The sequence below is a fragment of the Actinomyces sp. HMSC075B09 genome, from assembly GCF_001812395.1.
Taxonomy (GTDB): Bacteria; Actinomycetota; Actinomycetes; order Actinomycetales; family Actinomycetaceae; genus Gleimia; species Gleimia europaea.
Genome location: NZ_KV808735.1, coordinates 226,737 through 248,220, shown reverse-complemented (window position 1 = coordinate 248,220; position 21,484 = coordinate 226,737). Strand labels below are relative to the sequence as shown.

The following is a 21,484-nucleotide window of genomic DNA, read 5'->3' as shown; positions in this document are numbered from 1 at the left end:
GACCCCATTCAAGGGGTCCTATTACCTGGCTTGAGAATTAATCAGCCGACAACGCCGCGTAGTTCGTCTGCCTTAGAAGTGTCCTCCCAAGTAACGCCCTCGCGCCCGAAGTGACCGTACGCCGATACGGCCGTAAAGCCCGGCTCGTTTAGTCGTAGCGTCTCGATGATTGCCGCAGGGCGCAAATCAAAAACTCGACCTACTGCGCTCAGCAACTGGTCATCAGAAACGCAGCCCGTACCGAACGTGTTGATGTGTAGCCCAACTGGTTCCGCACGGCCAATCGCGTAGGAAACTTGCACCTCACAGCGGCGAGCCAAGCCGGCTACAACAATGTTCTTCGCAATCCAACGCGTTGCGTATGCGCCAGACCTATCCACCTTAGAAGCATCTTTGCCCGAGAACGCGCCGCCTCCGTGGCGCGCAAATCCGCCGTACGTATCAACGATGAGCTTGCGTCCTGTAACTCCCGTGTCACCCGCGGGGCCTCCAACCACAAAGCGGCCTGATGGGTTAATCAGCAGCTTCGCTTCCGAAGTGTCAAAGCGCTGGCCAACCTGTTCCAGCACCGGATCCACAACGAGGGTTTTCACGCCCTCGCGGATTTGCTCAAGCGATAAAGCGTCATCATGCTGAGTGGATACAACAATCGTGTCCAGGCTGACCGGCTGCTCGTTTTCCATGCGAACCGTAACTTGAGTTTTACCGTCCGGGCGAAGCCCGCTCATCTCAGTGCGGCGAACCTGTTCAAGTTGACTAGCGAGCCGGTGGGCCACGTAAATCGGCAACGGCATGAGCACTGGCGTGTCGTCGCAGGCATAGCCAAACATGAGGCCCTGGTCTCCCGCTCCCTGGAGAGAGAGCAGATCACCGGAGGACTCTTCTCGAGCTTCTATTGAGCGATCCACCGACTGCGCGATGTCGGGAGACTGCTGATCGAGAATATCCATCACCTGCAGGGTGCGTGCATCAAAACCCATGCCTTCTTGCGTGTACCCGATCCGTTCAACCGCTTCGCGCACGATCTGCTCGACATCCAGCTCGGCAGTTGTTGAAAGCTCTCCCGCAACAATCACGCGGTTAGTGGTTGCCATTACCTCAACGGCTGAACGCGTTTTGGGATCATACTCCAAAGCGGCATCCAAGATGCCATCGGCAATCTGATCGCAAACCTTATCCGGGTGTCCGCTAGTGACGGACTCAGAAGAAAATAGTGGAGCGGCTTTCATTTGTACCTCAGTTGTTCTTAACTAGCTGCGTGGCTGCAAGTTCTACCAGTTCTCGAGCCACTTGAAGCTTAGTTCCAGCCACGGACAAAACTTTTGTCCCCGCAGCATCCACCACGGTCACACGATTGTTTTCGGTGCCAAATCCTTGCCCGTTGCCTACCTGGTTGATCGCGATAAAACGGGCGCCCTTACGCCCGGCTTTAGCACGGCCAAACTCTAAAACTTGCGCCTCATCACCGGTCTCTGCGGCAAAACCGAAGCACAGCAGATGCGGATACTTGCTTGCAGTTTCGCGCAAAATATCTGGATTTTTAACCAGCTGCAAGGACCATCCGTCCTCATTATCACTGGTCTTCTTAACCTTTTGTTCCCAGCTTTGTTGCGGGCGGAAATCCGCAACCGCAGCCACAAAAAACCCGATGTCGAAGTTTGCGGCAGCGCCTTGGACAGCCTCGTACATTTCAGTTGCCGAGGGAGTATCTACAACCGTCACGCCGTCAGGTATCACACCGGGAGCAATATTTGCGGCGAACACGGTGACGTCAGCGCCGCGTTCCACAAGAGCACGCGCAATCGCAGCACCTTGTTTACCACTGGAGTGGTTACCAATAAAACGCACGGGGTCAATGGCCTCGCGCGTGCCTCCGGCAGTCACGAAGGCCCGCACCCCGGCTAAGTCCTTTTCTTGAAGGGGGGTTTCTTCTGCTAATACGGCTTCAGCAAACTTGCAAATAGCTTCTGGTTCGGGCATGCGGCCCGCGCCCCTGTCCCCCGAGGACAGATCACCAACCGCAGGTGCCATTACATGCAACCCGCGTTCCTTCAGAGCGCGAATGTTGTCCTGCGTTGCAGCGTTTTCCCACATGGCGGTATGCATCGCCGGAACTACAACTATCGGGCATGTAGCGGCAAGCACCGTAGTGGTGAGCAAGTCGCTGGCTATACCGGCGCGAATCTTCGCGATCAGATCAGCCGTTGCTGGCGCAATCACAATCAGGTCTGCACCTCGGGCGGCCTCCACGTGGTCTACCCCGGCTTCGCCATCAAAAACGTCGGTGTGGGCGGGAGAACCAGAAAGTGCCTGCCACGTGGTTTTCCCAACGAAGTGTAGGCTAGCCGCAGTGGGAATAACCCGCACGTCGTCACCCGCCTTCGCGAAATGACGTACGACGCCAGCCACCTTATACGCGGCAATGCCGGCCCCCACCCCAACGATGATCCGCCGGGGTGGCGTGCCGGCATTGTTAAGAGCTGTCAATCTGTTACTCGGCGTCCGGGGCCTCTTCCATAATCAACAGGCCTTCGTTGATCTCGCGAAGCGCGGTGCTAAGCGGCTTGTCATCAGCCTCAACCGGGACAACCGGGCCCACAAACTGAACCATGTTCGACTCAAGTTGCAGGTTGTAAGAGTTAATCTGCCTTGCGCGGCGGGCAGCAAATACAACCAGCGCGTACTTCGAATCGACCTTCTCCATCAGATCGTCGATCGGTGGGTACGTAATACCTTCAGGATGGGCAACGATTCCCGTCATGAATCCTCCTAGCTTCGTAACGCAACAATCCTACGCTAAGCCCATAAGACTAGCCAGTTTCCGCGCTGTGTGATCCACCTCGTCATTAACCACAATATGGTCAAATTCGCTCGCGGCATCCATCTCCACACGAGCAGTGTCAAGGCGGCGCGCCATCTGCTCTTCCGTCTCAGAGCCGCGGCCACGCAGCCGCGCTTCCAGTTCCTCCCACGAGGGAGGGGCCAGGAAAATGAACTGGGCGTCGGGCATCTGCTCGCGCACCTGCCTTGCCCCTGCAAGGTCGATCTCTAATAGCGCCGGGCGTCCCGCAGCAATAGCCTCTTCAATCGGAGCCTTCAAAGTCCCGTAATAGTTCATACCGTGAACCTCGGCCCACTCCAAGAAAGCATCTTCTGCAACGAGCTCGAGAAAGCGCTCGCGAGAGAGGAAGCGATAGTGCTCTCCATCAACCTCACCGGGGCGAGGATCGCGAGTTGTTGCCGAGATTGACAAGAAAACCTGCGGGTGCAACTCCAATAGGCGAGCAACCACTGTCCCCTTGCCAACCGCGCTAGGACCTAATAAAACCGTAAGATGCTGGTGATTCATGGCATCCATTATGAAACGCCTTCGAGCGCGTTCATAATCTCGGCATTCGTAGCCTTCAATGCGGCGGCCAGATCCACCGGGTTAGGACCGGCCTTTAGCACCGCCCGCGAAGAAGACACCACGATGTTCAAACCGGCATCTTCAGCGTTAACGCTACCGCCTTGCGCGCCAAATCCGGGCATCAGGATCGGCCCGGTATAGCCGGCTAACGCCTCACCTACCACCTGTGCTCTATCCGTGATAGTTGCCCCAATCACAACACCAAAAGAGCCTACCTTTTGGCCCGCATCAAACTGCTCATTCTTTGCTCGAGTCCACTCAATCACCTGCCGGGCAACCGTCTTACCTTGCCCTACCGAACGCTGCAAAGTAGCGCCCTGCGGGTTCGACGTCAGTGCGAGCGCGAACAGGCCCTTGCCATGCTCGGCCGCCAGCTGCGCGGTTTCATCGAAAGCTGCTGGCCCCATGTAGGGCGCAACCGTGATCGCATCGGCCTCCAACGGAGCGCCCTGCGGCAGATATGCGGCTGCGTAACCAGCCATCGTCGAACCGATGTCACCGCGCTTCACGTCCAAAATCGTGATTACGCCGCGTTCACGAGCGCTCTGCAACAGCTCCTCTAAAACCGCTACCCCCGCCGCGCCAAAGCGCTCAAAGAAGGCCGACTGCGGTTTGATAGCCGCCGCCTCGCTCAACCCGTCAAGGGCGCGCTTCGAAAACTCTGACAAGCCATGCACGTTTACCGGTAATCCCCAAGCTTCAAGCAAACCAGCATGCGGATCGATACCCGCACAAACCGGCCCGCGCGTAGCCAGCGCCCTGCCTAGCCGCGTACCAAAACTCTCAGGCATTTACCTGCCTCCGTTGCTCGCGTTCGCGGTCCCATTCTTGAAGGGACTTTACGTGTAGTTCTTCCGTCTGAGCCGCCTTGATAGCGCGCACAGCCGAGTTAAACGCCTGCAGCGTTGTAATGATCGCTTTCCCAGCCGACGTTGCAGCCGCGCGAATCTTGTAGCCGTCGCGGCGTTCAGACTCGCCCTGCGGCGTATTCACGATCATGTCAACCTTGCCTGAATGAATGAGGTCAGTGATTGCAACGCCTCCCTCGCCGCGTTCGGACTCCTTGGCCACGACTTCCACATCAATTCCATTTCGACGCAAAACCGATGCTGTACCCGTGGTAGCCATGATCTTGAAGCCCAGCTCAACCAGCTTTGAAGCCGGTAGAACGATACCGCGCTTATCCGCATCCGCAATCGAAATGAACACCGTGCCGGAAGCAGGCAGACCACCATAGGCAGAAATCTGCGATTTCGCGTACGAGGCGGGGAATGACTCATCAAGACCCATGACCTCGCCGGTTGAGCGCATCTCCGGCCCCAGCAGGGTGTCAACAACCTCGCCGTTGCAATCGCGGAAGCGGTCGAATGGGAGAACCGCTTCCTTAACGGAAATTGGCTCATCAAGGTTTTGGACCGACTGATCATACGGAGGTAGGTCACCTGCCTCGCGCAGCTGCGTAATGGTTTGACCCATCTGGATCTTCGCAGCAGCTCGCGCAAGTGCCACGCCAGATGCTTTGGAGGCAAACGGTACAGTTCGGGAAGCCCTCGGGTTTCCCTCGATCACGTAGAGCACATCCGAGGCCAGTGCGAACTGGATATTCAACAGGCCGCGTACGCCAACGCCCTTCGCGATAGCCTCGGTCGATTTCACAATACGATCGATCTGCCGTTCAGACAGCGACATCGGGGGCATAACGCACGCAGAATCACCCGAGTGTATACCGGCCTCTTCAATGTGTTCCATAATGCCGCCCATGAACAGCTCGTTACCGTCGTAGAGCGCATCCACGTCGATTTCAACGGCATCATCGAGGAACTTATCGATTAGCAACGGGCCGGTAGAAAATACTGCGGCACCCGCGTTTTGCAGGTACTCTGCCAGGCCTTCCTCTTCGTAAATGATTGCCATACCGCGGCCACCAAGAACAAACGAGGGGCGAACGAGTACTGGATACCCCACCTCGCGTGCCGCCGCCAGCGCCGCGCTGGCCGTGGTAGCCGTCTTATGTGCGGGAGCGGGCAGACCCGCTTCGTCTAGAACACGGCCAAATGCTTCACGGTCCTCAGCCAGATTGATCGAGGCCGGTGTGGTACCCACAATCGGCATTCCCGCGCGTTCAAGCGCGTCTGCAAGTGACAGCGGGGTTTGCCCACCCAGTTGCACCAGCACGCCCGCAATGGGGCCGGCCGCCTGCTCGGTTTCAAAAATTTCGAGCACGTCTTCAAGAGTGAGGGGCTCAAAGTAGAGACGATCCGAAATGTCGTAGTCCGTCGATACCGTTTCCGGGTTGCAGTTCACCATGATGGTGTCAAAGTCCTCGCGTAGCGCCATCGTGGCGTGCACACACGAGTAGTCAAACTCAATACCCTGACCAATACGGTTCGGACCCGACCCCAGGATCATCACTGCAGGGCGTTCACGCTGCTCGATCTCCGAGACTTCCTCGTACGTTGAGTAATAGTACGGGGTTGCGGCGTCATACAGGCCCGCGCAAGTGTCCACTGCCTTGTACACCGGGTGAATGTTGTAGGCGCGGCGGATTTCGCGCACCACCTCTTCTGGCATTGACCGCAAGGACGCGATCTGCGCATCAGAAAAACCGTGACGCTTTGCAACGCGGAGCACGCCTGCAGAAAGAGCCTCGGCGTCCATGATCTGACGCGCAACCTCTTCTACCTGCTGGATTTGAGCAATAAACCACGGGTCAATAGCCGTTGCGCGATTAATCTGTTCCAATGTGGCGCCACCGCGAATCGCCTGCTGTAGCTGAACTAGGCGGGCCTCCGTAGGCGTTGCGATCTGCTCCAGCAGCGCCTCCACCTCGATCTCATCCGGAGCCGGTCCGTCCCAGTGGAACGAAACCCCAGCTTTGTCGATGGAACGCTGCGCCTTGAGAAGAGCCTCGGTGAAGGTACGACCAATCGCCATCGCCTCACCCACCGACTTCATGGAGGTGGTCAGCGTCTTGTCAGATGCCGGGAACTTCTCAAACGCGAAGCGCGGCACCTTCACCACCACATAATCAATCAAAGGCGCCTGCGCTGCCGTACGCGCAGGAGCAATATCTGACTGAATTTCCGCTAGGTCATAGCCAATCGCTAGACGCGCTGCGATCTTTGCGATCGGAATCCCCGTTGCCTTCGACGCGAGGGCCGATGAGCGCGAAACGCGCGGATTCATCTCAATCACAACGATGCGGCCATCTGCGGGGTTAATCGCAAACTGGATGTTACAACCACCCTGGTTCACGCCCACACCCTCAATGATGTCAGCGCCGATACGCACAAGCTCATCGATTTCGCTCTGCGTGAGGGTGAGAGCGGGAGCCACCGTAATAGAATCACCTGTGTGCACGCCCACGGGATCTACGTTCTCGATGGTTGTAACCAGCATCGTCTCGCCGGTGCGATCTCGGATCATCTCGAGTTCGAGCTCTTTCCAGCCCAGAATCGACTCTTCGAGCAGAACCTCGTTAGTGAGCGAATCGCGCAGGCCGTGCTCAACGAAACGCGTCAGCTCCTCTTTTGTGTGCGCAAAGCCAGAACCGAGGCCGCCCATCGTGAATGAGGGTCGAACCACCAACGGGTATCCAAGCTCCTCGGCCGCATCAAGCGCATCCTGTAGCGAGTGGGCAATACGCGACCTTGCCACCTCTGCGCCGCACCGCTCCACTATCTCTTTAAACTCGTCGCGGTCCTCACCCGCGCGAATCGTTTCCACACTGGAGCCGATGATTTCAACGCCGTACTTTTCCAAGATCCCCGCCTCGGCAAGGTTCATCGCTGCGTTTAGAGCCGTCTGCCCACCCAGGGTGGGTAGGAGGGCATCGGGGCGCTCCTTCGCAATGATTCGCTCAATAGAGCTGGTAGTAATCGGCTCCACGTAGGTGGCATCAGCCATGTTTGGATCCGTCATGATCGTAGCGGGATTCGAATTCACGAGGATCACGCGCACGCCCTCTTCACGAAGCACGCGGCAAGCCTGCGAGCCCGAGTAGTCAAACTCGCATGCCTGGCCAATAACGATCGGGCCAGAACCAATTACTAGAACGGACTTCAAATCATTTCTGCGTGGCATTAGTTGGCCCCCTTGACGCGGCTTTGCAAACAGTTCACGAGGTCGCGCGGGATGCGCTCGCCCTCTTCTAAATCATGGGAATCAATGACTGTGCCAGAGAAAATCCCCACACGTAGATCTGGACTTTTCACCAAAAGCTTGACGAGCGCGCGCGTATCGATCCCCTCGATACCAACCACACCTGCGGCCCGCAATGCCGGCTCCAGCTCAGCCTTTGACTGCCAGTTCGACGCGACCTTGGAAGCCTCGCGAACCACAACCCCTACTGCCTTCGGTTCAAACGCATCGGGCAGCCCTACGTTCCCAATATGCGGGGAGGCAAACAGAACGATCTTCCCCTCGTTATCGGCGCTCGCGAGCACACGTGGATAATCCGCTACGGAAGCGTCTATCACAGCGGGAGCAACGACCTCGCCAATCGCGCCAAATGCGCGGCCACTAAACACGTGACCATCTGATGTAACCAGAACTGCGATACTCATCGTTCCTCCTCTACCGGCTTGCCTTCGCGCACCGTGATCTTGCCGCGGTAAACCGTGTACTTAACCTGACCTTTCAGCGTGTGGCCAAGGTAGGGGTTATTGGTTGAGCGCGACCAGCCGTTTCCTACCACGCGCTCCACACTCGGGTCCACAAATGCAAGGTTGGCAAACGAGCCGGCCTCGATTGGCTGGCCCTGCTCGGTTGCAAGACCAATCTGCGCGGGCTTTTCAGACATGACGCGCGCAATATCGCGCCAGTTCATACGCCCAGTGTCCACCATCGTGGTGATGAGGACGGGCAGTGCGGTCTCAATGCCGATCATGCCGAATGCGCCAGCCTGCCACTCGCAATCCTTCATCTCCAGCGGATGTGGCGCGTGATCAGTACCGATCGTGTCGATCGTGCCATCTTCAAGAGCGTCGCGCAGCGCCTCTACGTCCTTCTGCGTGCGCAAAGGCGGGTTCACCTTAAAGCGCGGATCGTACGAGCGCGCTTCTTCTTCGGTGAGGAAAATGTGGTGCGGCGTGGCTTCGGCTGTCACGTTAATTCCGCGGCGCTTGGCCTCGCGGATCTGCTCCACGGAGCCCTTTGTAGACGCGTGCAACACGTGATAGCGCGAGCCAACGTGATCCGTTAGGGCAATGTCGCGGGCAATAATCGCCTCTTCAGCAACGGCTGGCCAACCGGCCAAACCAAGCTCAGCGGAAAGCGGCGATTCGTTCATTTGTGCGCCTTCGGTGAGCGCCGGATCCTGCGCGTGCTGTGCGATCACGCCGTCAAACGTTTTTACATACTCGAGGGCGCGGCGCATCAGCACCGGGTCGGCAACACACTTACCATCATCAGAGAATACCCGCACCGCAGCTTCAGACTTAGCCATAGCGCTCATCGAGGACAGCGTCTTGCCCTCCAAGCCAACGGTGACCGCACCAATTGGGCGAACCTCTACCCAGCCGGCCTTGTCGCCAAGCATCTTCACCTGTTCTACTACCGAGGCGGTATCTGCAACCGGATTTGTGTTCGCCATTGCAAACACACAGGTGTACCCACCTACCGCGGCGGCCCTCGTGCCCGTGAACACCGTCTCGGCATCCTCCTGACCGGGCTCGCGAAGATGCGTATGTAGGTCGACCAGGCCCGGCAGTGCCACAAGACCCGTCACATCAACCACTTCAGCCTCGGGAACCGCACTGCGCGCTTCCTTTCCAACAGCGACGATTCTGTTTCCACGAACGGCAATATCCGCGCTCTCTTCACCGTACGGGCGCGCACCTACAAACAGATTTTCCTTAGACATTCAAACTCTCCTTAGCTGCCAGAAGCAGGTACAGCGCCGCCATTCGAACGCTCACCCCATTACTTACCTGTTCCACGATTACCGACTGGGCCGAATCTGCCGCCTGCGCACAAATCTCCAAACCCCGATTGAGCGGGCCCGGGTGCATAATCGCCGTGCGCTTGCCAAGCCTTTCAAACCGTTCGCTGTCCAAACCATACGAATGGTGGTATTCCTCCGCCGAGGGGAAGAACCCTCCGCCCGCCGCGCTCATCCTCTCGTGTTGGATTCGCAACATGATCACCGCGTCGGGATGAGTAGCAAGAGCCTCGTCAAAATCATAGGTGACCTCGCAAGGCCAGTTTTCAACGCCCACCGGAAGGAGGGTAGGTGGAGCAACCAGGGTTACGTGCGCCCCAAGCAGTGACATGAGGCCCACGTTGGAACGGGCCACTCGCGAGTGCAGGATGTCACCCACGATTGCCACATGCGCTCCTTCGAGAGTGCTTCCAGGCGCAGCGGGGCAGCCATCGTTAGTGAAGTGACGGCGTAACGTCATTGCGTCAAGCAACGCCTGCGTTGGGTGCTGGTGGGTACCATCGCCAGCATTGAGTACCGGCAAGTCAATCCAACCAGCATGCGCCAAACGGTGTGCGGCCCCAGACGAGCGGTGACGCACCACAACGGCGTCTGCGCCCATCGCCTGCAATGTCAGAGCAGTATCTTTGAGCGACTCTCCCTTAGAAACTGAGGAACCTTTTGCGGAAAAACTGATCACATCAGCGGATAAGCGCTTAGCTGCGGCTTCAAATGACAGCCTCGTTCGCGTGGAATCTTCAAAAAACAGGTTGATAACCGTCTTGCCGCGCAACGTTGGGAGCTTCTTAATGGACCGCGACTGGGTAGCCGCCATAGCCTCGGCAACGTCTAGAATGCGGATCGCGTCATCCAGGCTCAGATCAGAGATAGAAATTAGATGCTTCATCACGCCTCCCGGATTACTACGCGGTCAATCCCGTCGATCTCAACAAGTTCAATATCGACGGATTCTTTTCGTGAGGTCGGCAGATTCTTGCCCACAAAATCAGGGCGAATAGGCAACTCACGGTGACCGCGATCAACCAGCGTGGCCAGCTTCACCGCTTGCGGACGGCCCAAGTCGAACAGCGCATCAAGAGCAGCTTTAACCGTGCGCCCCGTGTACAAAACATCATCAACCAAGATGACTATTTTGCCGTCAATGCCTGATTCGGGAATCGACATCGGGTGGGGCGTTCTAATCGGATTGCCTGCCAGATCATCGCGATACATTGTGATGTCCAGCGAGCCCACTTCAACCGGTGCGTTGCTAACCTCTCTTAGCCTTTTCGCTAACCGGTTTGCCAGGGGAACTCCCCTGGTTGGGATTCCTAGAATAACGAGATCTTCAGCACCATCTGTGCGCTCGAGAATCTCGTAACAAATGCGCGAAACAGCGCGCGAAATCTGCCCCTCATCCAGGACAGTTTTCACCTGTGGCATGTGCCCCACCTTTCCCGCCTCACTGGACGGCTTTAAAGGATGAACTATAAAAATAATGCCCGAACCGATACCGGCTCGAGCATCATTCTTACGGATTATTTAGTTGTTCACTCGATTCATCGAGCGCATTGGCAACGGGTTCTTCCCCCGCACCAAAGTCTTCAAGGTCGATGTCCTCACGTGGCGCCAAAGCCGCCGCAAGAGCATCATCTGTTTCTCGAACCCTGGCAGCGTCTTTCAATACGGCATCCAAGATTGCGTTGACCACGGCTGGGGATTCGTCCGTAGAAATGTCCTTTGCCAGCGTTACGGCCTCATCAATAGCCGTAACCGAAGGCACGTCCTCATTCCACACGATCTCCCATGCGCCCACCCGCAGGATCGCACGGTCCGTGGAAGGCAAACGATCAAAGTCACGCGTAGTGGTGTGCAGAACCAAAAGTTCATCAAGTTCGTACAGGCGATCAGCTACGCCCTCAACGACCTCAATAGCATACTCCGGAAGTGGCGTTTGGGCCGCCGTTACCTGCAGGCGCTCAGAAAGAATCTGGCGCAGGCCCTCCGGCGTTAGCTCGCCCTTTTGGTCGGCTTCAAAAATTGTGTCCACCGCACGCTTACGAGCGCGCGTACGTGACGTGATCCTACGAGACATTAGTCGTTGACGCGCCCTGCGTACTCGCCGGTGCGGGTATCAATCTTAATGCGAGTGCCCTGATCGATGAACAGCGGCACCTGCACCTCGTAACCCGTCTCCACCGTTGCCGGCTTCGTGCCAGCGTTCGAGCGATCGCCCTGAACACCCGGCTCGGTGTAGGTAATCTCCAGCACCACGTTCGGAGGAAGCTCAACTGAAAGAACCTGGCCCTCATACATCGAGACAATGGCCGGCTGATTCTCAATCATGTAGTTCTTGGCGTCGCCAACAACCTCGCCGGTTACGAGAATCTGATCGTAAGTCGCGGCATCCATGAACACGTAGTCGTTGCCGTCCTGGTACAGGTAGGTCATATCGCGGCGATCCACTGTGGCGGTATCAACCTTCACGCCAGCATTGAACGTCTTGTCAACGATCTTGCCCGACAGAACGTTCTTGATCTTCGTGCGCACAAACGCGGGGCCCTTACCCGGCTTCACGTGCTGGAATTCAACAACCGACCATAGCTGGTTGTCGAGTTTAAGAACCATGCCGTTCTTCAAGTCATTAGTCGTTGCCACAACTGTTCCTTACGTCTAGTTTAAGTTCCGATATAGGATAACCCGTTTTAGCCGTTAAATGCGAGTACCCGCGCGGCCACATGCTCTGGTTTAGACAATGAGGTATCGATCACGAGGTCAGCGAGCCCCGCAAAATCAGCTCGGTAGGCTGCCACCATGTCCGTAAAAATCTTGCGTGTTGGCCCCAGCGCGACCGATCGTGGAGCGTTCAGCCCCGTCCGTCGCATCAGCGTAGAGATATCAGCGAATACCTCAACTACAAGCGCCCCCTCCGCGCGAAGCACGCGCAGCTTCTCCCCCACCTTCTGCGTGCGCGCCACACCCGGAGCTAGAGTTATGACGCCCTCACAATCCAGCAGATCCATCGCCACACGCAAAGCCGCCTCCTCGTACTGTGCTTCACCACGGCGAACCAAAAACTGCGAGTCGTCCTCTCCCATCAAGCTTTCAAACGACTCCTCAAAATCATGGAGCCCTAGACCCGACTTGGCAGCGATGGCCTGGGCGATATCGCTTTTGCCTGCACCCGAAACGCCAATCAGAATAATCGTGCTAGTCATCAACAACTCCCATTGTCAGTGCGGCCGCATGTAGCGTTGCAGGCTCAACTACCCGCACCAGCGTATGACCACTTTGCGTAGTAAGCACCATGCGGACCTGCCTGGAACGCACTTTCTTATCCGAGCTCATCACATCCAATATCGTGTCCATACTGTCGCAGTGCCAACTCGTGGGAAGCCCCTGTGTGGCCAGTAACCGGCGCTGCATGCATAGCCAATCCTCATCGGCTAGCCCCAGCTCCACCGCCACGTGGGCGGCAAACACAATGCCAATCGACACTGCCTCGCCATGCCGAATCTGATAGCCAGAAACCTTTTCAATCACGTGCGCAAGCGTGTGACCGTAGTTCAAGATCTCCCGCTCACCAGATTCCTTCAGGTCAACTCCCACCACGTCAGCTTTAACCCGCACTGACTTTTCAACCAGGTCAACAACTTGAGCGGAAGACTTTGTGACCGGCTTCGATGCCAGATCGAGGATGGATCCATCGCGAATGAACCCGCACTTGATGATTTCGCCTAAACCCGCACGAAACTCCGCTTCGGGTAGCGTTGCCAGACAGTCCGTATCAGCGATGACCGCAATCGGCGAGTGGAACGCGCCCGCCAGGTTTTTGCCATGCCGCGTATTGATTCCCGTTTTACCCCCTACCGCAGCGTCAACCATGGCGAGGAGGGACGTGGGCACCTGGAGCACTGAAACACCGCGCAACCAAGTGGCCGCAACGAATCCTGCTAGATCCGTTGTGGCGCCGCCACCCACCCCAACGATGAGGTCGCGCCTACCGATGTGGCTATCTCCCGCAGCTTCCCACGCGGCAGACAGCTGCTCAACCGTCTTGCCTAACTCCCCATCTTCATGCACAAAATAAGAAGTCGCAATACCGGCCTTTTCCAGTTGTGCACCTACCTCGCGCGCGATCTGGCCAACCGCCACCGGATGGATGACCAGCGCCCGCGCATAATCGCGATCAAGACTGCCAGCCACCTGGTTAATGGCACCGGAACCAACGACTACGGGATATTTGTGCTCACCGCGAACTTCAACCACTCGCATTACTTCACCAACTCGTCAATAGCGCGCAACAAGACTCGCGTATTCTCTTCTTTCGACGCTTGCCCAAGCTTCACCGACACGGAGGCCACCTGCTCATAAAGCGGACGTCGCCGCGTGGACAGTGCCCGCATCCTTTGCTTCACATCACCTTGCAACAGGGGGCGCGATTCGCTCCTGCTTGCACGTGCAATCGCCTCATCTAGATCAATATCGAGAAACACAACATGCCGGTTCTTCAAGAGGGCGCGGTTCTCTTCGCGCTCCACGATTCCCCCACCCGTTGCAATGAGAGCTTCAGGACCTGCCAACGCATCCTTCAACGCTTGTGTTTCCAAGGAACGAAACACGTCCTCACCCTCGCGAAACAGATCTGGAATTGTTCGACCACTCGCAGCCTCGACCGCCTCGTCCAAGTCAATAAACGGCAGACTCAAATGCTTGGCCGCGAGCCTTCCCAGCCGAGATTTTCCACTTCCGGGAAGACCAACCAAAACTATGCTCATGGATTCAGACGCTCACTAACCCTACCGTTGTAGGCCTCAATCGCGGCGCGAATACGCTCAACGGAACCGGTGCCGAACATTTTTAGGATCTCGTTTGCGAGCGTTAGAGCCACCATGGACTCGCAGATCACTGCAGCCGGAACAATCTGGCTCGCATCAGAACGCTGGTGCAGCGCCGGAGCCTGCTGGCCGGTAGCCAGATCAATCGTGGAACGCGCACGCGGCACAGTAGAAATTGGTTTGAAACCCACGCGAGCTAAGATTGGCTCGCCATTAGACATGCCGCCCTCGATACCCCCGGCCCGGTTAGAAAGCCGGCGCGGCTGCCCTTCTACAACAATTTCGTCGTGCGCCATCGAGCCGGGCCGATCCACCTGGTCGTGCCCAATCTCCACTGACTTCGCCGATTGGATAGACATGAGAGCAGCGGCAAGGGCGGCGTCGAGCCGCTCATCCCACTGCGTGTAGCTTCCCAGCCCCACAGGCACGCCGTAAGCGGCTACCTCCACAACGCCGCCGATTGTGTCCCCGCTCTTCTTCGCATCGTCTATCGCGGCAATAAACCGTGCCTGTGCGTCCTCATCTAAGGTTCTTACCGGGCTGGCATCCAAACGATCTGCGTCCTGTGGGAGCGGAGCGGGAATATCCGCTGTTTGTGAGCCTACCGCCACCACGTGCGAGACGATCTCAATGCCCGCTACCTGACGCAAAAACTGGCGCGCTACCAAGCCGAGTGCAACTCGCGTTGCGGTCTCGCGCGCTGAAGCTCTCTCTAACACGGGGCGCGCATCCTCGTGGTCAAACTTCATCATGCCCGCGAGATCCGCATGACCCGGGCGCGGCCTAGTAAGCGGACGGTTGCGAGCCACCTCACGCTCGTCGCCAGTGCCCGCGTCGATAAGAAGATCCTTCGGATCGACCGGGTCTGAGCTCATCACAACCTGCCATTTAGGCCACTCCGAGTTCGCGATCTCGATAGCTACGGGAGATCCAATGGTGACGCCATGCCGAACTCCCCCAAGAATGCGTACGCGATCCTGTTCGAACTTCTGCCTAGCGCCGCGACCATGCCCCGCCCGCCTGCGCGCGAGCTCGTCGGCCACCTTTTGGGTGCTTAGCGCTACGCCCCCCGGAACGCCATCAATAATGCCCACCAGGGCTTCGCCATGCGATTCGCCCGCACTCATCCACCTAATCATGGTTCCAGGTTACACACCAGCGAAAATGGCGGCGGCTAAAACTACCAGGGTGAGACGGCACCACCCGTCACAAACCAAGCGATCAGACCTCCAACAACCAGTGCCGGCCCGAACGGAACAGTTGCACTCCACGAGACCTTGCGAATCAGCAGCAGTGCAAAAGCGTAGACGCCGCCAACAATAACTGCAGTGAGCAGTCCTCCAAACGCCACACCAGCTCCATACAGGCCCAGCCAGGCACCGATTATTGGAGCCAGTTTCACATCTGCGCGGCCAATCCCGCCTCCGAACATATAAAGCAGCCAAAATGGCCCCAGCCAAATCAGCGCGCCCGCCACTATGCCCACAATCGAGGTTGTTTCATGTAGCGCTAAGAATCTAATGAGAATACCAACCACGCCGCCAACAACTAATGAAATCATCGTGAGGAAGGTCAGCACGTTCGGTATCTTCTTCGTCCTTCCATCAACGACCGCTATAAGGCTAAAGAGTCCCACTAACGGAACCGTAGCCATCAAGAACGGATCTTTTGTGCCAGCCAGTGCGACAACAACCTGAGGAACAGCCGAGTAGAGCACCAGTTCGGTGCGCGTAAGCGGGCGCTTATTAGCTTTTTGGAAATACGAGTCGAGATAGGTAGGGCCGCTGAATGCCGCCCACAATACAACCGCCACACCCATAGCAGCGGCAAGAACCCAGGTAATAATTTGCGTTGTCATAGGTTAAATAGCTTAGTCGCTTCCTGAAGCGCATCACGCATTTCTTCCACAGGCGCGCCGCGTCCGGTCATGAGTTCAACCTGCTGGCATGCTTGGTAAAGCAACATCGAATAGCCGGACACTACCACCGCTCCCCCGGCCTCACCCGCTTGTGCAAGTTTTGAAGGCCAAGGATTGTAGGCGACATCGAGGAGGATGCTACCCGGCTTAGGACGGAACTGCCCAGCCCAATAGTCACCTACCCCGGTCGGTAAGGTCGATACCACGATATCTGCTCCCGATAGTGCAGCCTGTGCGCTCTCACTATCGCGCCACGGAATATGCTGCGTAGATACACCCAACCGGGTTTCAGCCAAGCTTATCGACCCCGGCCCGCTAAACGAACGGGCGACTGTCTGGACTTGGCTAGCTCCTAGTTGACCCAGTGCGGCCAACGCCGACGAGGCTGTGGCGCGGGCACCCAAGATCACCGCCTTAGCGCCCTTTTCTACCCGTTTAGCCCGCGAAATCGCCTGCACAATCCCATACACGTCGGTGTTAAAACCCGACAGTACACGCGCCGCGGGCACTACCGTGTTCACGGCGCCAACGGCCGCAGCAAGAGGCTCAATAGCGTCCAAATGCTGCATCACTGCTTGTTTCAGCGGCATCGTAACCGCCAAGCCACCAACGTCCTCGCCAATCGAATCCAGGAAGGCAGGTAGATCATCAGATCCAACTTCGCGGCGCTCAAACGTCCAGGGCAACCCGAGTGCTTCGTAGGCTACACGGTGCAGCACAGGAGACAAGCTATGCTCGATCGGTTGCCCAATCACAAAAGCCCGCACGTTAGCACTTCCCCGGATTATCCGTGCACCACTGGTCAAAGAGGGCCCGGTTCTTCTCCTGCTCTTCAAGAGTTGCGGCGAACTTCGTCTCACCCGTATCCAAGTTGACTGTTACAAAGTACAGCCAGTCACCATCTGCGGGATTCAGCATCGATTCGAGCGCCAAGTCCGATGGGCTCGAGATCGGGCTTGGTGGTAGCCCCTTGTGCTTGTAAGTGTTGTATGGGTTCGACTCATCGGCAACTTCATTGGCAGTGGGAACACCGCCCACCTTGCCCACGCCGTAGAGCACCGTCGAATCCATGTTCAAATAACCAACAGTTTCAGCCTGAGGCTGGGTAAGCCGGTTCTCAATTACGCGCGCGACCATCGGGTAGTACTGCTCGATGTTCACCTCGCGCTCAAGGATGGAAGCCTTGATGAGGAGCTCTTGACGCTGATCCTCCGGCACACCCAAACCGTCGAGTTTCGCCTTCATCGCTGTAACCATCGCGGCGATTACATCCTGCGGCTTATCATCACTGTGCACCTCGTAGCTACCGGGCGCCAGCCAACCTTCCGCGTCACCAATTGCCTCTGCTGGCAAGCCTATGCCCGCAGCGTCCGACATTGCGGCCTCGACCTCATCCGCACTGAAGTTACCGAAACTTGAGAGCCGTTCCACAACCTGCTCCTTGGTAAAACCTGGAGGAACAGTGACTGCATTTGAAGATCTGTTAGACGGGTCGAGTAGCGCAGCCAACGCATCCACTGCGCGCATTTCCTTCTTGAGCGTATAGGTGCCGGGCTGTAAAGAGTTCGCGGCCGCATTGTCCACCCACGCCTGCAAGAAAGCGTCCTCAGACTTTACAACTCCTAGTTTCACAAGGTTTGCGCCGATTGCACCGCCCGAATCACCCGGGTTCACAACCACTTCAACCTCACCACTGCCTGGACCCGGATAGTCCAATGCGCCGGTCTGAGAACGAGAACTCGAAATTGCACCCACGGCAATGTAGACACACAGCGCGATAATAGCGAGCACAGCGGTGATGACCAGCGCTGTACGGATTTTAGCGTTACGTCTGCGCTTCAAAACGCGAGCGCGTTCAGCAGCAACGCGGCGTGACCTCGTGCCAGTTGTTAGCGGATCATGGAGCATATGCTCGTCGTGAATGCGTTGCGCTCCCCTTGTGGATCTTGGTCCGGGCGCATTGAGAGACTGAGGGGAGGCCGCACCCTCCTCGGCTAGACGGCGCTTTTCACGAGCCCGCCGGCGTTCTTCTTTACGCGCTTCTTCTGCTGCCCGTAGCTGACGTTCTCGAAGAATGTCACGACGATTAGGGAACTTTTGGGCTTCACCATCGCCGTGCGGGTGGGGAAATTGATCACTCACTGCCTTGCTTCTCCTAGAACTTTCCGCGACTTACAGTCTCACCGGGAAGCTTTCCCGTATTTTCTTCAAAGTCTATGGACGTTTCTAAAATAATAGCCGCTGCGAGCTGATCTACCTTGTCACCCCGCAGCCGATTTTCAATTCCTTGCGCTGCAAGGTCAGCGTGAGCCAAGTTTGTTGTTAGCCGCTCGTCAAAAAGACAAATGCGAGGGCGGTCCAAATCTGCCTTTAGCTCATGTGCTAATGCGCGGGCCGCTTTTGCCGACGCTCCAGATTTTCCTTTGAGATGCTTAGGGTAGCCGATAACGATCTCAATCGGATCAAGCTCTTCAGCTATCTCAATTAGCTCGATGATGTGCCCACCGTACTTATCGACCTGCACATTAGTCTTAGGGAAAACAATCTGGCCCGAAGGATCGGTGACCGCGACTCCGATTCGAACGGAGCCGTAGTCGATGCCCATCCTCGGGCCAGGTCGTTTAATCAAGATTTAACGCAGTTCCGACTCGATGGCTTCCTTGGCCAGCCCAGTTGCCTCCGGATCCTGGCCACCACCCTGAGCCAGATCGTCACGGCCTCCGCCGCCGCCCTTTAGAGCCTTCGCACCAATGCGCACGAGGTTGCCAGCCTTGACTCCCAAAGTCCTCGCTGAATCATTAGTTGCAACAACCACCTGAGGCCGGCCATTCACCACGCCGATACCCGCAACCACAGCTGGTTTAGATTCACCAAGGCGAGCGCGGATGTCAGTTACGAGGGAGCGTAGAGCATCCGTGGATGGGAGTGCACCCAGGTCCTCGACCACGGCCTGAACCAAACCGAGCTCGTGCACACGGGACGCGATTTCGCCCGCGCGAGCCAGAAGTTGTTGCTCACCGAGCTTTGCAGCGGTCTTCTCAGCCTCCTTCAGCCTCTTCATTAGCGACTCGACGCGGCCGGGGAGTTCGTCGACGTTTGCCCCCATCATTGCTGACAGTTGTGAAACAATCGCGTGCTCCTTGGCTTGGAAACCATACGCCCCATCACCTACGAGAGCGTCAATACGACGCACGCCCGAACCGATGGACGACTCTCCAAGCACCGCGATACGACCAATGTGGCCCGTACTCGGCACGTGCGTACCCGCACACAGCTCCAGAGACCAGCCGTCACCAATGTTCACCACGCGCACTTCGTTGCCGTACTTCTCGCCAAACAATGCCATAGCGCCGAGGCCGCGAGCCTCATCTAGCGACATTATGGAGTCAGTAACGGTTAGGTCTTCAGCTAGGCGCTGGTTGACGCGTTCCTCAATGCCATCCATAACGTCGCTGGGAACCTGCGACGGGTGGTGGAAGTCAAACCTCATTCGCGAAGGAGAGTTCTCAGAACCTGCCTGCGTGGCCTGTTCGCCGAGGAACTCATGCAGGCCCTTGTGCACCATGTGCGTTGCGGTGTGTGCCCGTGCAATTGCCAGACGACGCGCAGCGTCAATCTCCGCAATTGCGAGTTCGTCAAGCGCAACCGTTCCCTCCAGCAGTCGACCGCGGTGAACCGCAAGTCCCTTCACTGGCTCCTGCACGTCGTGTACGTCAATCAGAGCGCCAGAGGCCGTACGAATCGTGCCGTGGTCGGCCAGCTGACCACCCTTCTCGGCATAGAACGGAGTGGTATCCAAAACGATCTCAACGTCGGCAGGAGCTGACGCAGCCGGAACGCCATTGCCGTCCACAACGATGCCCGCGATCTTCGACTCGATCTTGGAGTCCGTGTACCCCACAAAACGAGAGTTGCCACCGAGGTTGTGCTGAATGTCGTGGTAAATACGCGAATCCACATGCCCGCTCTTCTTCGCCAGTGCATCGGCGCGGGCACGGGTCTTCTGCTCCTCCATTAGCTCGTGGAAACGCACCTCATCAACATCGACGCCCTGTTCACGCGCCATCTCGAGGGTGAGGTCGATCGGGAAGCCGTAGGTGTCGTGCAAACGGAATGCGTCCTCACCAGAAAGCTTCGAGGCGCCCTTCTTAGCCTTGTCCACCGCTGTGTCTAGAATGGTGGTACCCGAAGACAGCGTGCGCCTAAACGACTCTTCCTCGCTGTAAGCAACGTCGGCGATCCGGCTCCAGTTTGTCTCTAGCTCTGGATACGAGCTCTTCATAACGTCGCGAGAAACCGGCATGAGGGTCGGCATGGTCGCCTCGTCCACGCCCAGCAGGCGCATCGAGCGAATTGCGCGGCGCATGATACGACGAAGCACGTACCCGCGGCCATCATTTCCGGGAATAACACCATCGTTGATAAGCATCATTGCCGAACGCACGTGGTCCGCCACGATGCGCATGTGTACGTCATGTTCGGGATTATCACCGGCGTCGTACTTGTAGCCGGACATCTCCTCAGCTGCAGTAATGACCGGACGCACCTGATCGATCTCAAACATGTTTGGCTTGTCTTGAAGCACAAACGCAAGGCGTTCCAAACCGGCACCGGTATCAATAGCCTTCTCGTCCAGCTCCCCAAGGAGCGGGAAGTCAGCCCCCGTGCCTTCACCGCGCAAGTACTGGTCAAACACGAGGTTCCAAACCTCCAGGTAACGATCACCACCCGGGTCTACAGTTCCGCCAACGGCCTCCGGTCCATAGGCTGGGCCGCGATCGTAGTGGAACTCCGCGCAAGGTCCGGCCGGGCCGGGCTGACCGGTGTGCCAGAAAATATCTTCACGAGGTAGCTGGACAATATGCTTTGGGTCCATCCCAATGTGCTTGGTTAGGTGATCGTAAGACACGTCATCCTGATCCCATATCGTAACCCACATGCGGTCACCATCGAGACCATACAGACCATCATCAACACGGCCGGTTAGAAGCTCCCACGCGAAGTCAATGGCGCCCTCTTTGAAGTAGTCACCGAACGAGAAGTTGCCATTCATCTGGAAGAACGTGCCGTGACGAGTGGTACGACCAACGTTCTCAATGTCATTGGTGCGAATACACTTTTGCACGGACGCAGCTCGCGGCCACGGGGCTTTCTCGGTACCGATAATGTACGGAATAAACGGCACCATGCCCGCGATCGTGAACAGGATCGACGGGTCTGGAGATACCAGTGGAACCGACGGGCGGATAACATGGTCGTTCTTCTCAAAATACTGAAGCCAACGCTTCGCAATCTCAGAAGTTTGCATTCTGATCCTTGTGGGGTTCGAAGTTTAAATCAATGCCAATAATACGCAGTTTTGAAGCGCGGTCGGAAACTGAAATCGCGGGGCGCTAACT

21 protein-coding genes are annotated in these 21,484 nt (G+C 57.1%); all 21 read right to left on the bottom strand.

Annotation, left to right across the window (positions count from 1 at the left end; genetic code table 11):
• Positions 1–41: 41 nt before the first annotated feature.
• The gene (metK, locus tag HMPREF2854_RS05695; RefSeq protein WP_070620215.1) at positions 42–1,229 is read right to left on the bottom strand and encodes a methionine adenosyltransferase; all 1,188 of its coding nucleotides are present in this window, start codon (positions 1,227–1,229) and stop codon (positions 42–44) included.
• Between the two features lie 7 nt (positions 1,230–1,236).
• Positions 1,237–2,487, bottom strand: coding sequence for a bifunctional phosphopantothenoylcysteine decarboxylase/phosphopantothenate--cysteine ligase CoaBC (gene coaBC / locus HMPREF2854_RS05690; RefSeq protein ID WP_070620212.1), 1,251 nt, complete (start codon positions 2,485–2,487; stop codon positions 1,237–1,239).
• Between the two features lie 4 nt (positions 2,488–2,491).
• Positions 2,492–2,761 (bottom strand): DNA-directed RNA polymerase subunit omega, encoded by a 270-nt coding sequence (gene rpoZ, locus HMPREF2854_RS05685; RefSeq protein ID WP_016443576.1) that lies wholly within the window; start codon positions 2,759–2,761, stop codon positions 2,492–2,494.
• 30 nt (positions 2,762–2,791) lie between these two features.
• Entirely contained in the window at positions 2,792–3,349 is a 558-nt protein-coding gene (gmk, locus tag HMPREF2854_RS05680; RefSeq protein WP_070620395.1) for a guanylate kinase, read from the bottom strand.
• Positions 3,350–3,357: 8 nt separating this feature from the next.
• Positions 3,358–4,200, bottom strand: coding sequence for an orotidine-5'-phosphate decarboxylase (gene pyrF / locus HMPREF2854_RS05675; RefSeq protein WP_070620209.1), 843 nt, complete (start codon positions 4,198–4,200; stop codon positions 3,358–3,360).
• Positions 4,193–7,492: a carbamoyl-phosphate synthase large subunit gene (gene carB, locus HMPREF2854_RS05670; protein ID WP_070620206.1), complete on the bottom strand. Its 3,300-nt coding sequence runs from the start codon at positions 7,490–7,492 to the stop codon at positions 4,193–4,195. Before carB ends, pyrF begins: the two co-directional genes overlap by 8 nt.
• Entirely contained in the window at positions 7,492–7,974 is a 483-nt protein-coding gene (locus HMPREF2854_RS05665; protein ID WP_070620204.1) for a carbamoyl-phosphate synthase domain-containing protein, read from the bottom strand. Before HMPREF2854_RS05665 ends, carB begins: the two co-directional genes overlap by 1 nt.
• Positions 7,971–9,272 (bottom strand): dihydroorotase, encoded by a 1,302-nt coding sequence (locus HMPREF2854_RS05660; RefSeq protein WP_070620201.1) that lies wholly within the window; start codon positions 9,270–9,272, stop codon positions 7,971–7,973. Before HMPREF2854_RS05660 ends, HMPREF2854_RS05665 begins: the two co-directional genes overlap by 4 nt.
• Positions 9,265–10,236 carry an aspartate carbamoyltransferase catalytic subunit gene (locus tag HMPREF2854_RS05655; RefSeq protein ID WP_070620198.1) on the bottom strand — a complete coding sequence of 324 codons (972 nt, stop codon included), beginning with the start codon at positions 10,234–10,236 and terminating at the stop codon, positions 9,265–9,267. Before HMPREF2854_RS05655 ends, HMPREF2854_RS05660 begins: the two co-directional genes overlap by 8 nt.
• Positions 10,236–10,772, bottom strand: coding sequence for a bifunctional pyr operon transcriptional regulator/uracil phosphoribosyltransferase PyrR (gene pyrR, locus HMPREF2854_RS05650; protein ID WP_070620195.1), 537 nt, complete (start codon positions 10,770–10,772; stop codon positions 10,236–10,238). Before pyrR ends, HMPREF2854_RS05655 begins: the two co-directional genes overlap by 1 nt.
• An 88-nt stretch (positions 10,773–10,860) precedes the next feature.
• Positions 10,861–11,424, bottom strand: coding sequence for a transcription antitermination factor NusB (gene nusB, locus HMPREF2854_RS05645; RefSeq protein ID WP_070620192.1), 564 nt, complete (start codon positions 11,422–11,424; stop codon positions 10,861–10,863).
• Positions 11,424–11,987 (bottom strand): elongation factor P, encoded by a 564-nt coding sequence (gene efp, locus HMPREF2854_RS05640; protein WP_034507670.1) that lies wholly within the window; start codon positions 11,985–11,987, stop codon positions 11,424–11,426. The genes nusB and efp overlap by 1 nt, the downstream gene beginning before the upstream one ends.
• A 47-nt stretch (positions 11,988–12,034) precedes the next feature.
• Positions 12,035–12,547, bottom strand: a complete 513-nt coding sequence (locus HMPREF2854_RS05635; RefSeq protein WP_070620189.1) for a shikimate kinase — start codon at positions 12,545–12,547, stop codon at positions 12,035–12,037.
• Positions 12,540–13,604 carry a 3-dehydroquinate synthase gene (aroB, locus tag HMPREF2854_RS05630; RefSeq protein WP_070620186.1) on the bottom strand — a complete coding sequence of 355 codons (1,065 nt, stop codon included), beginning with the start codon at positions 13,602–13,604 and terminating at the stop codon, positions 12,540–12,542. The genes HMPREF2854_RS05635 and aroB overlap by 8 nt, the downstream gene beginning before the upstream one ends.
• Complete coding sequence (locus tag HMPREF2854_RS05625) at positions 13,604–14,107, bottom strand: shikimate kinase (RefSeq protein WP_070620182.1); 504 nt, start codon at positions 14,105–14,107, stop codon at positions 13,604–13,606. The genes aroB and HMPREF2854_RS05625 overlap by 1 nt, the downstream gene beginning before the upstream one ends.
• Positions 14,104–15,306: a chorismate synthase gene (aroC, locus tag HMPREF2854_RS05620; protein ID WP_070620180.1), complete on the bottom strand. Its 1,203-nt coding sequence runs from the start codon at positions 15,304–15,306 to the stop codon at positions 14,104–14,106. The genes HMPREF2854_RS05625 and aroC overlap by 4 nt, the downstream gene beginning before the upstream one ends.
• A 41-nt stretch (positions 15,307–15,347) precedes the next feature.
• The gene (locus HMPREF2854_RS05615) at positions 15,348–16,025 is read right to left on the bottom strand and encodes a prepilin peptidase (protein WP_070620177.1); all 678 of its coding nucleotides are present in this window, start codon (positions 16,023–16,025) and stop codon (positions 15,348–15,350) included.
• A complete protein-coding gene (locus tag HMPREF2854_RS05610) occupies positions 16,022–16,852 on the bottom strand; it encodes a shikimate dehydrogenase (RefSeq protein WP_070620174.1) in 831 nt (276 codons plus the stop codon). Before HMPREF2854_RS05610 ends, HMPREF2854_RS05615 begins: the two co-directional genes overlap by 4 nt.
• 1 nt (position 16,853) lies before the next feature.
• Positions 16,854–18,227, bottom strand: a complete 1,374-nt coding sequence (gene mltG, locus HMPREF2854_RS05605) for an endolytic transglycosylase MltG (RefSeq protein WP_083309414.1) — start codon at positions 18,225–18,227, stop codon at positions 16,854–16,856.
• A gap of 13 nt (positions 18,228–18,240) precedes the next feature.
• Entirely contained in the window at positions 18,241–18,714 is a 474-nt protein-coding gene (gene ruvX, locus HMPREF2854_RS05600) for a Holliday junction resolvase RuvX (RefSeq protein WP_261666670.1), read from the bottom strand.
• Between the two features lie 3 nt (positions 18,715–18,717).
• Entirely contained in the window at positions 18,718–21,393 is a 2,676-nt protein-coding gene (gene alaS, locus HMPREF2854_RS05595; RefSeq protein ID WP_070620171.1) for an alanine--tRNA ligase, read from the bottom strand.
• Positions 21,394–21,484: the final 91 nt, after the last annotated feature.

What these genes read in the sequence shown, in the direction of transcription:
- metK (WP_070620215.1), bottom strand. Translation starts at nt 1,229, where the DNA reads ATGAAAGCCGCTCCACTATTTTCTTCTGAGTCCGTCACTAGCGGACAC.
- rpoZ (WP_016443576.1), bottom strand. Translation starts at nt 2,761, where the DNA reads ATGACGGGAATCGTTGCCCATCCTGAAGGTATTACGTACCCACCGATC.
- gmk (WP_070620395.1), bottom strand. Translation starts at nt 3,349, where the DNA reads ATGAATCACCAGCATCTTACGGTTTTATTAGGTCCTAGCGCGGTTGGC.
- pyrF (WP_070620209.1), bottom strand. Translation starts at nt 4,200, where the DNA reads ATGCCTGAGAGTTTTGGTACGCGGCTAGGCAGGGCGCTGGCTACGCGC.
- carB (WP_070620206.1), bottom strand. Translation starts at nt 7,492, where the DNA reads ATGCCACGCAGAAATGATTTGAAGTCCGTTCTAGTAATTGGTTCTGGC.
- HMPREF2854_RS05665 (WP_070620204.1), bottom strand. Translation starts at nt 7,974, where the DNA reads ATGAGTATCGCAGTTCTGGTTACATCAGATGGTCACGTGTTTAGTGGC.
- HMPREF2854_RS05660 (WP_070620201.1), bottom strand. Translation starts at nt 9,272, where the DNA reads ATGTCTAAGGAAAATCTGTTTGTAGGTGCGCGCCCGTACGGTGAAGAG.
- HMPREF2854_RS05655 (WP_070620198.1), bottom strand. Translation starts at nt 10,236, where the DNA reads ATGAAGCATCTAATTTCTATCTCTGATCTGAGCCTGGATGACGCGATC.
- pyrR (WP_070620195.1), bottom strand. Translation starts at nt 10,772, where the DNA reads ATGCCACAGGTGAAAACTGTCCTGGATGAGGGGCAGATTTCGCGCGCT.
- nusB (WP_070620192.1), bottom strand. Translation starts at nt 11,424, where the DNA reads ATGTCTCGTAGGATCACGTCACGTACGCGCGCTCGTAAGCGTGCGGTG.
- HMPREF2854_RS05635 (WP_070620189.1), bottom strand. Translation starts at nt 12,547, where the DNA reads ATGACTAGCACGATTATTCTGATTGGCGTTTCGGGTGCAGGCAAAAGC.
- aroB (WP_070620186.1), bottom strand. Translation starts at nt 13,604, where the DNA reads ATGCGAGTGGTTGAAGTTCGCGGTGAGCACAAATATCCCGTAGTCGTT.
- HMPREF2854_RS05625 (WP_070620182.1), bottom strand. Translation starts at nt 14,107, where the DNA reads ATGAGCATAGTTTTGGTTGGTCTTCCCGGAAGTGGAAAATCTCGGCTG.
- aroC (WP_070620180.1), bottom strand. Translation starts at nt 15,306, where the DNA reads ATGATTAGGTGGATGAGTGCGGGCGAATCGCATGGCGAAGCCCTGGTG.
- HMPREF2854_RS05615 (WP_070620177.1), bottom strand. Translation starts at nt 16,025, where the DNA reads ATGACAACGCAAATTATTACCTGGGTTCTTGCCGCTGCTATGGGTGTG.
- alaS (WP_070620171.1), bottom strand. Translation starts at nt 21,393, where the DNA reads ATGCAAACTTCTGAGATTGCGAAGCGTTGGCTTCAGTATTTTGAGAAG.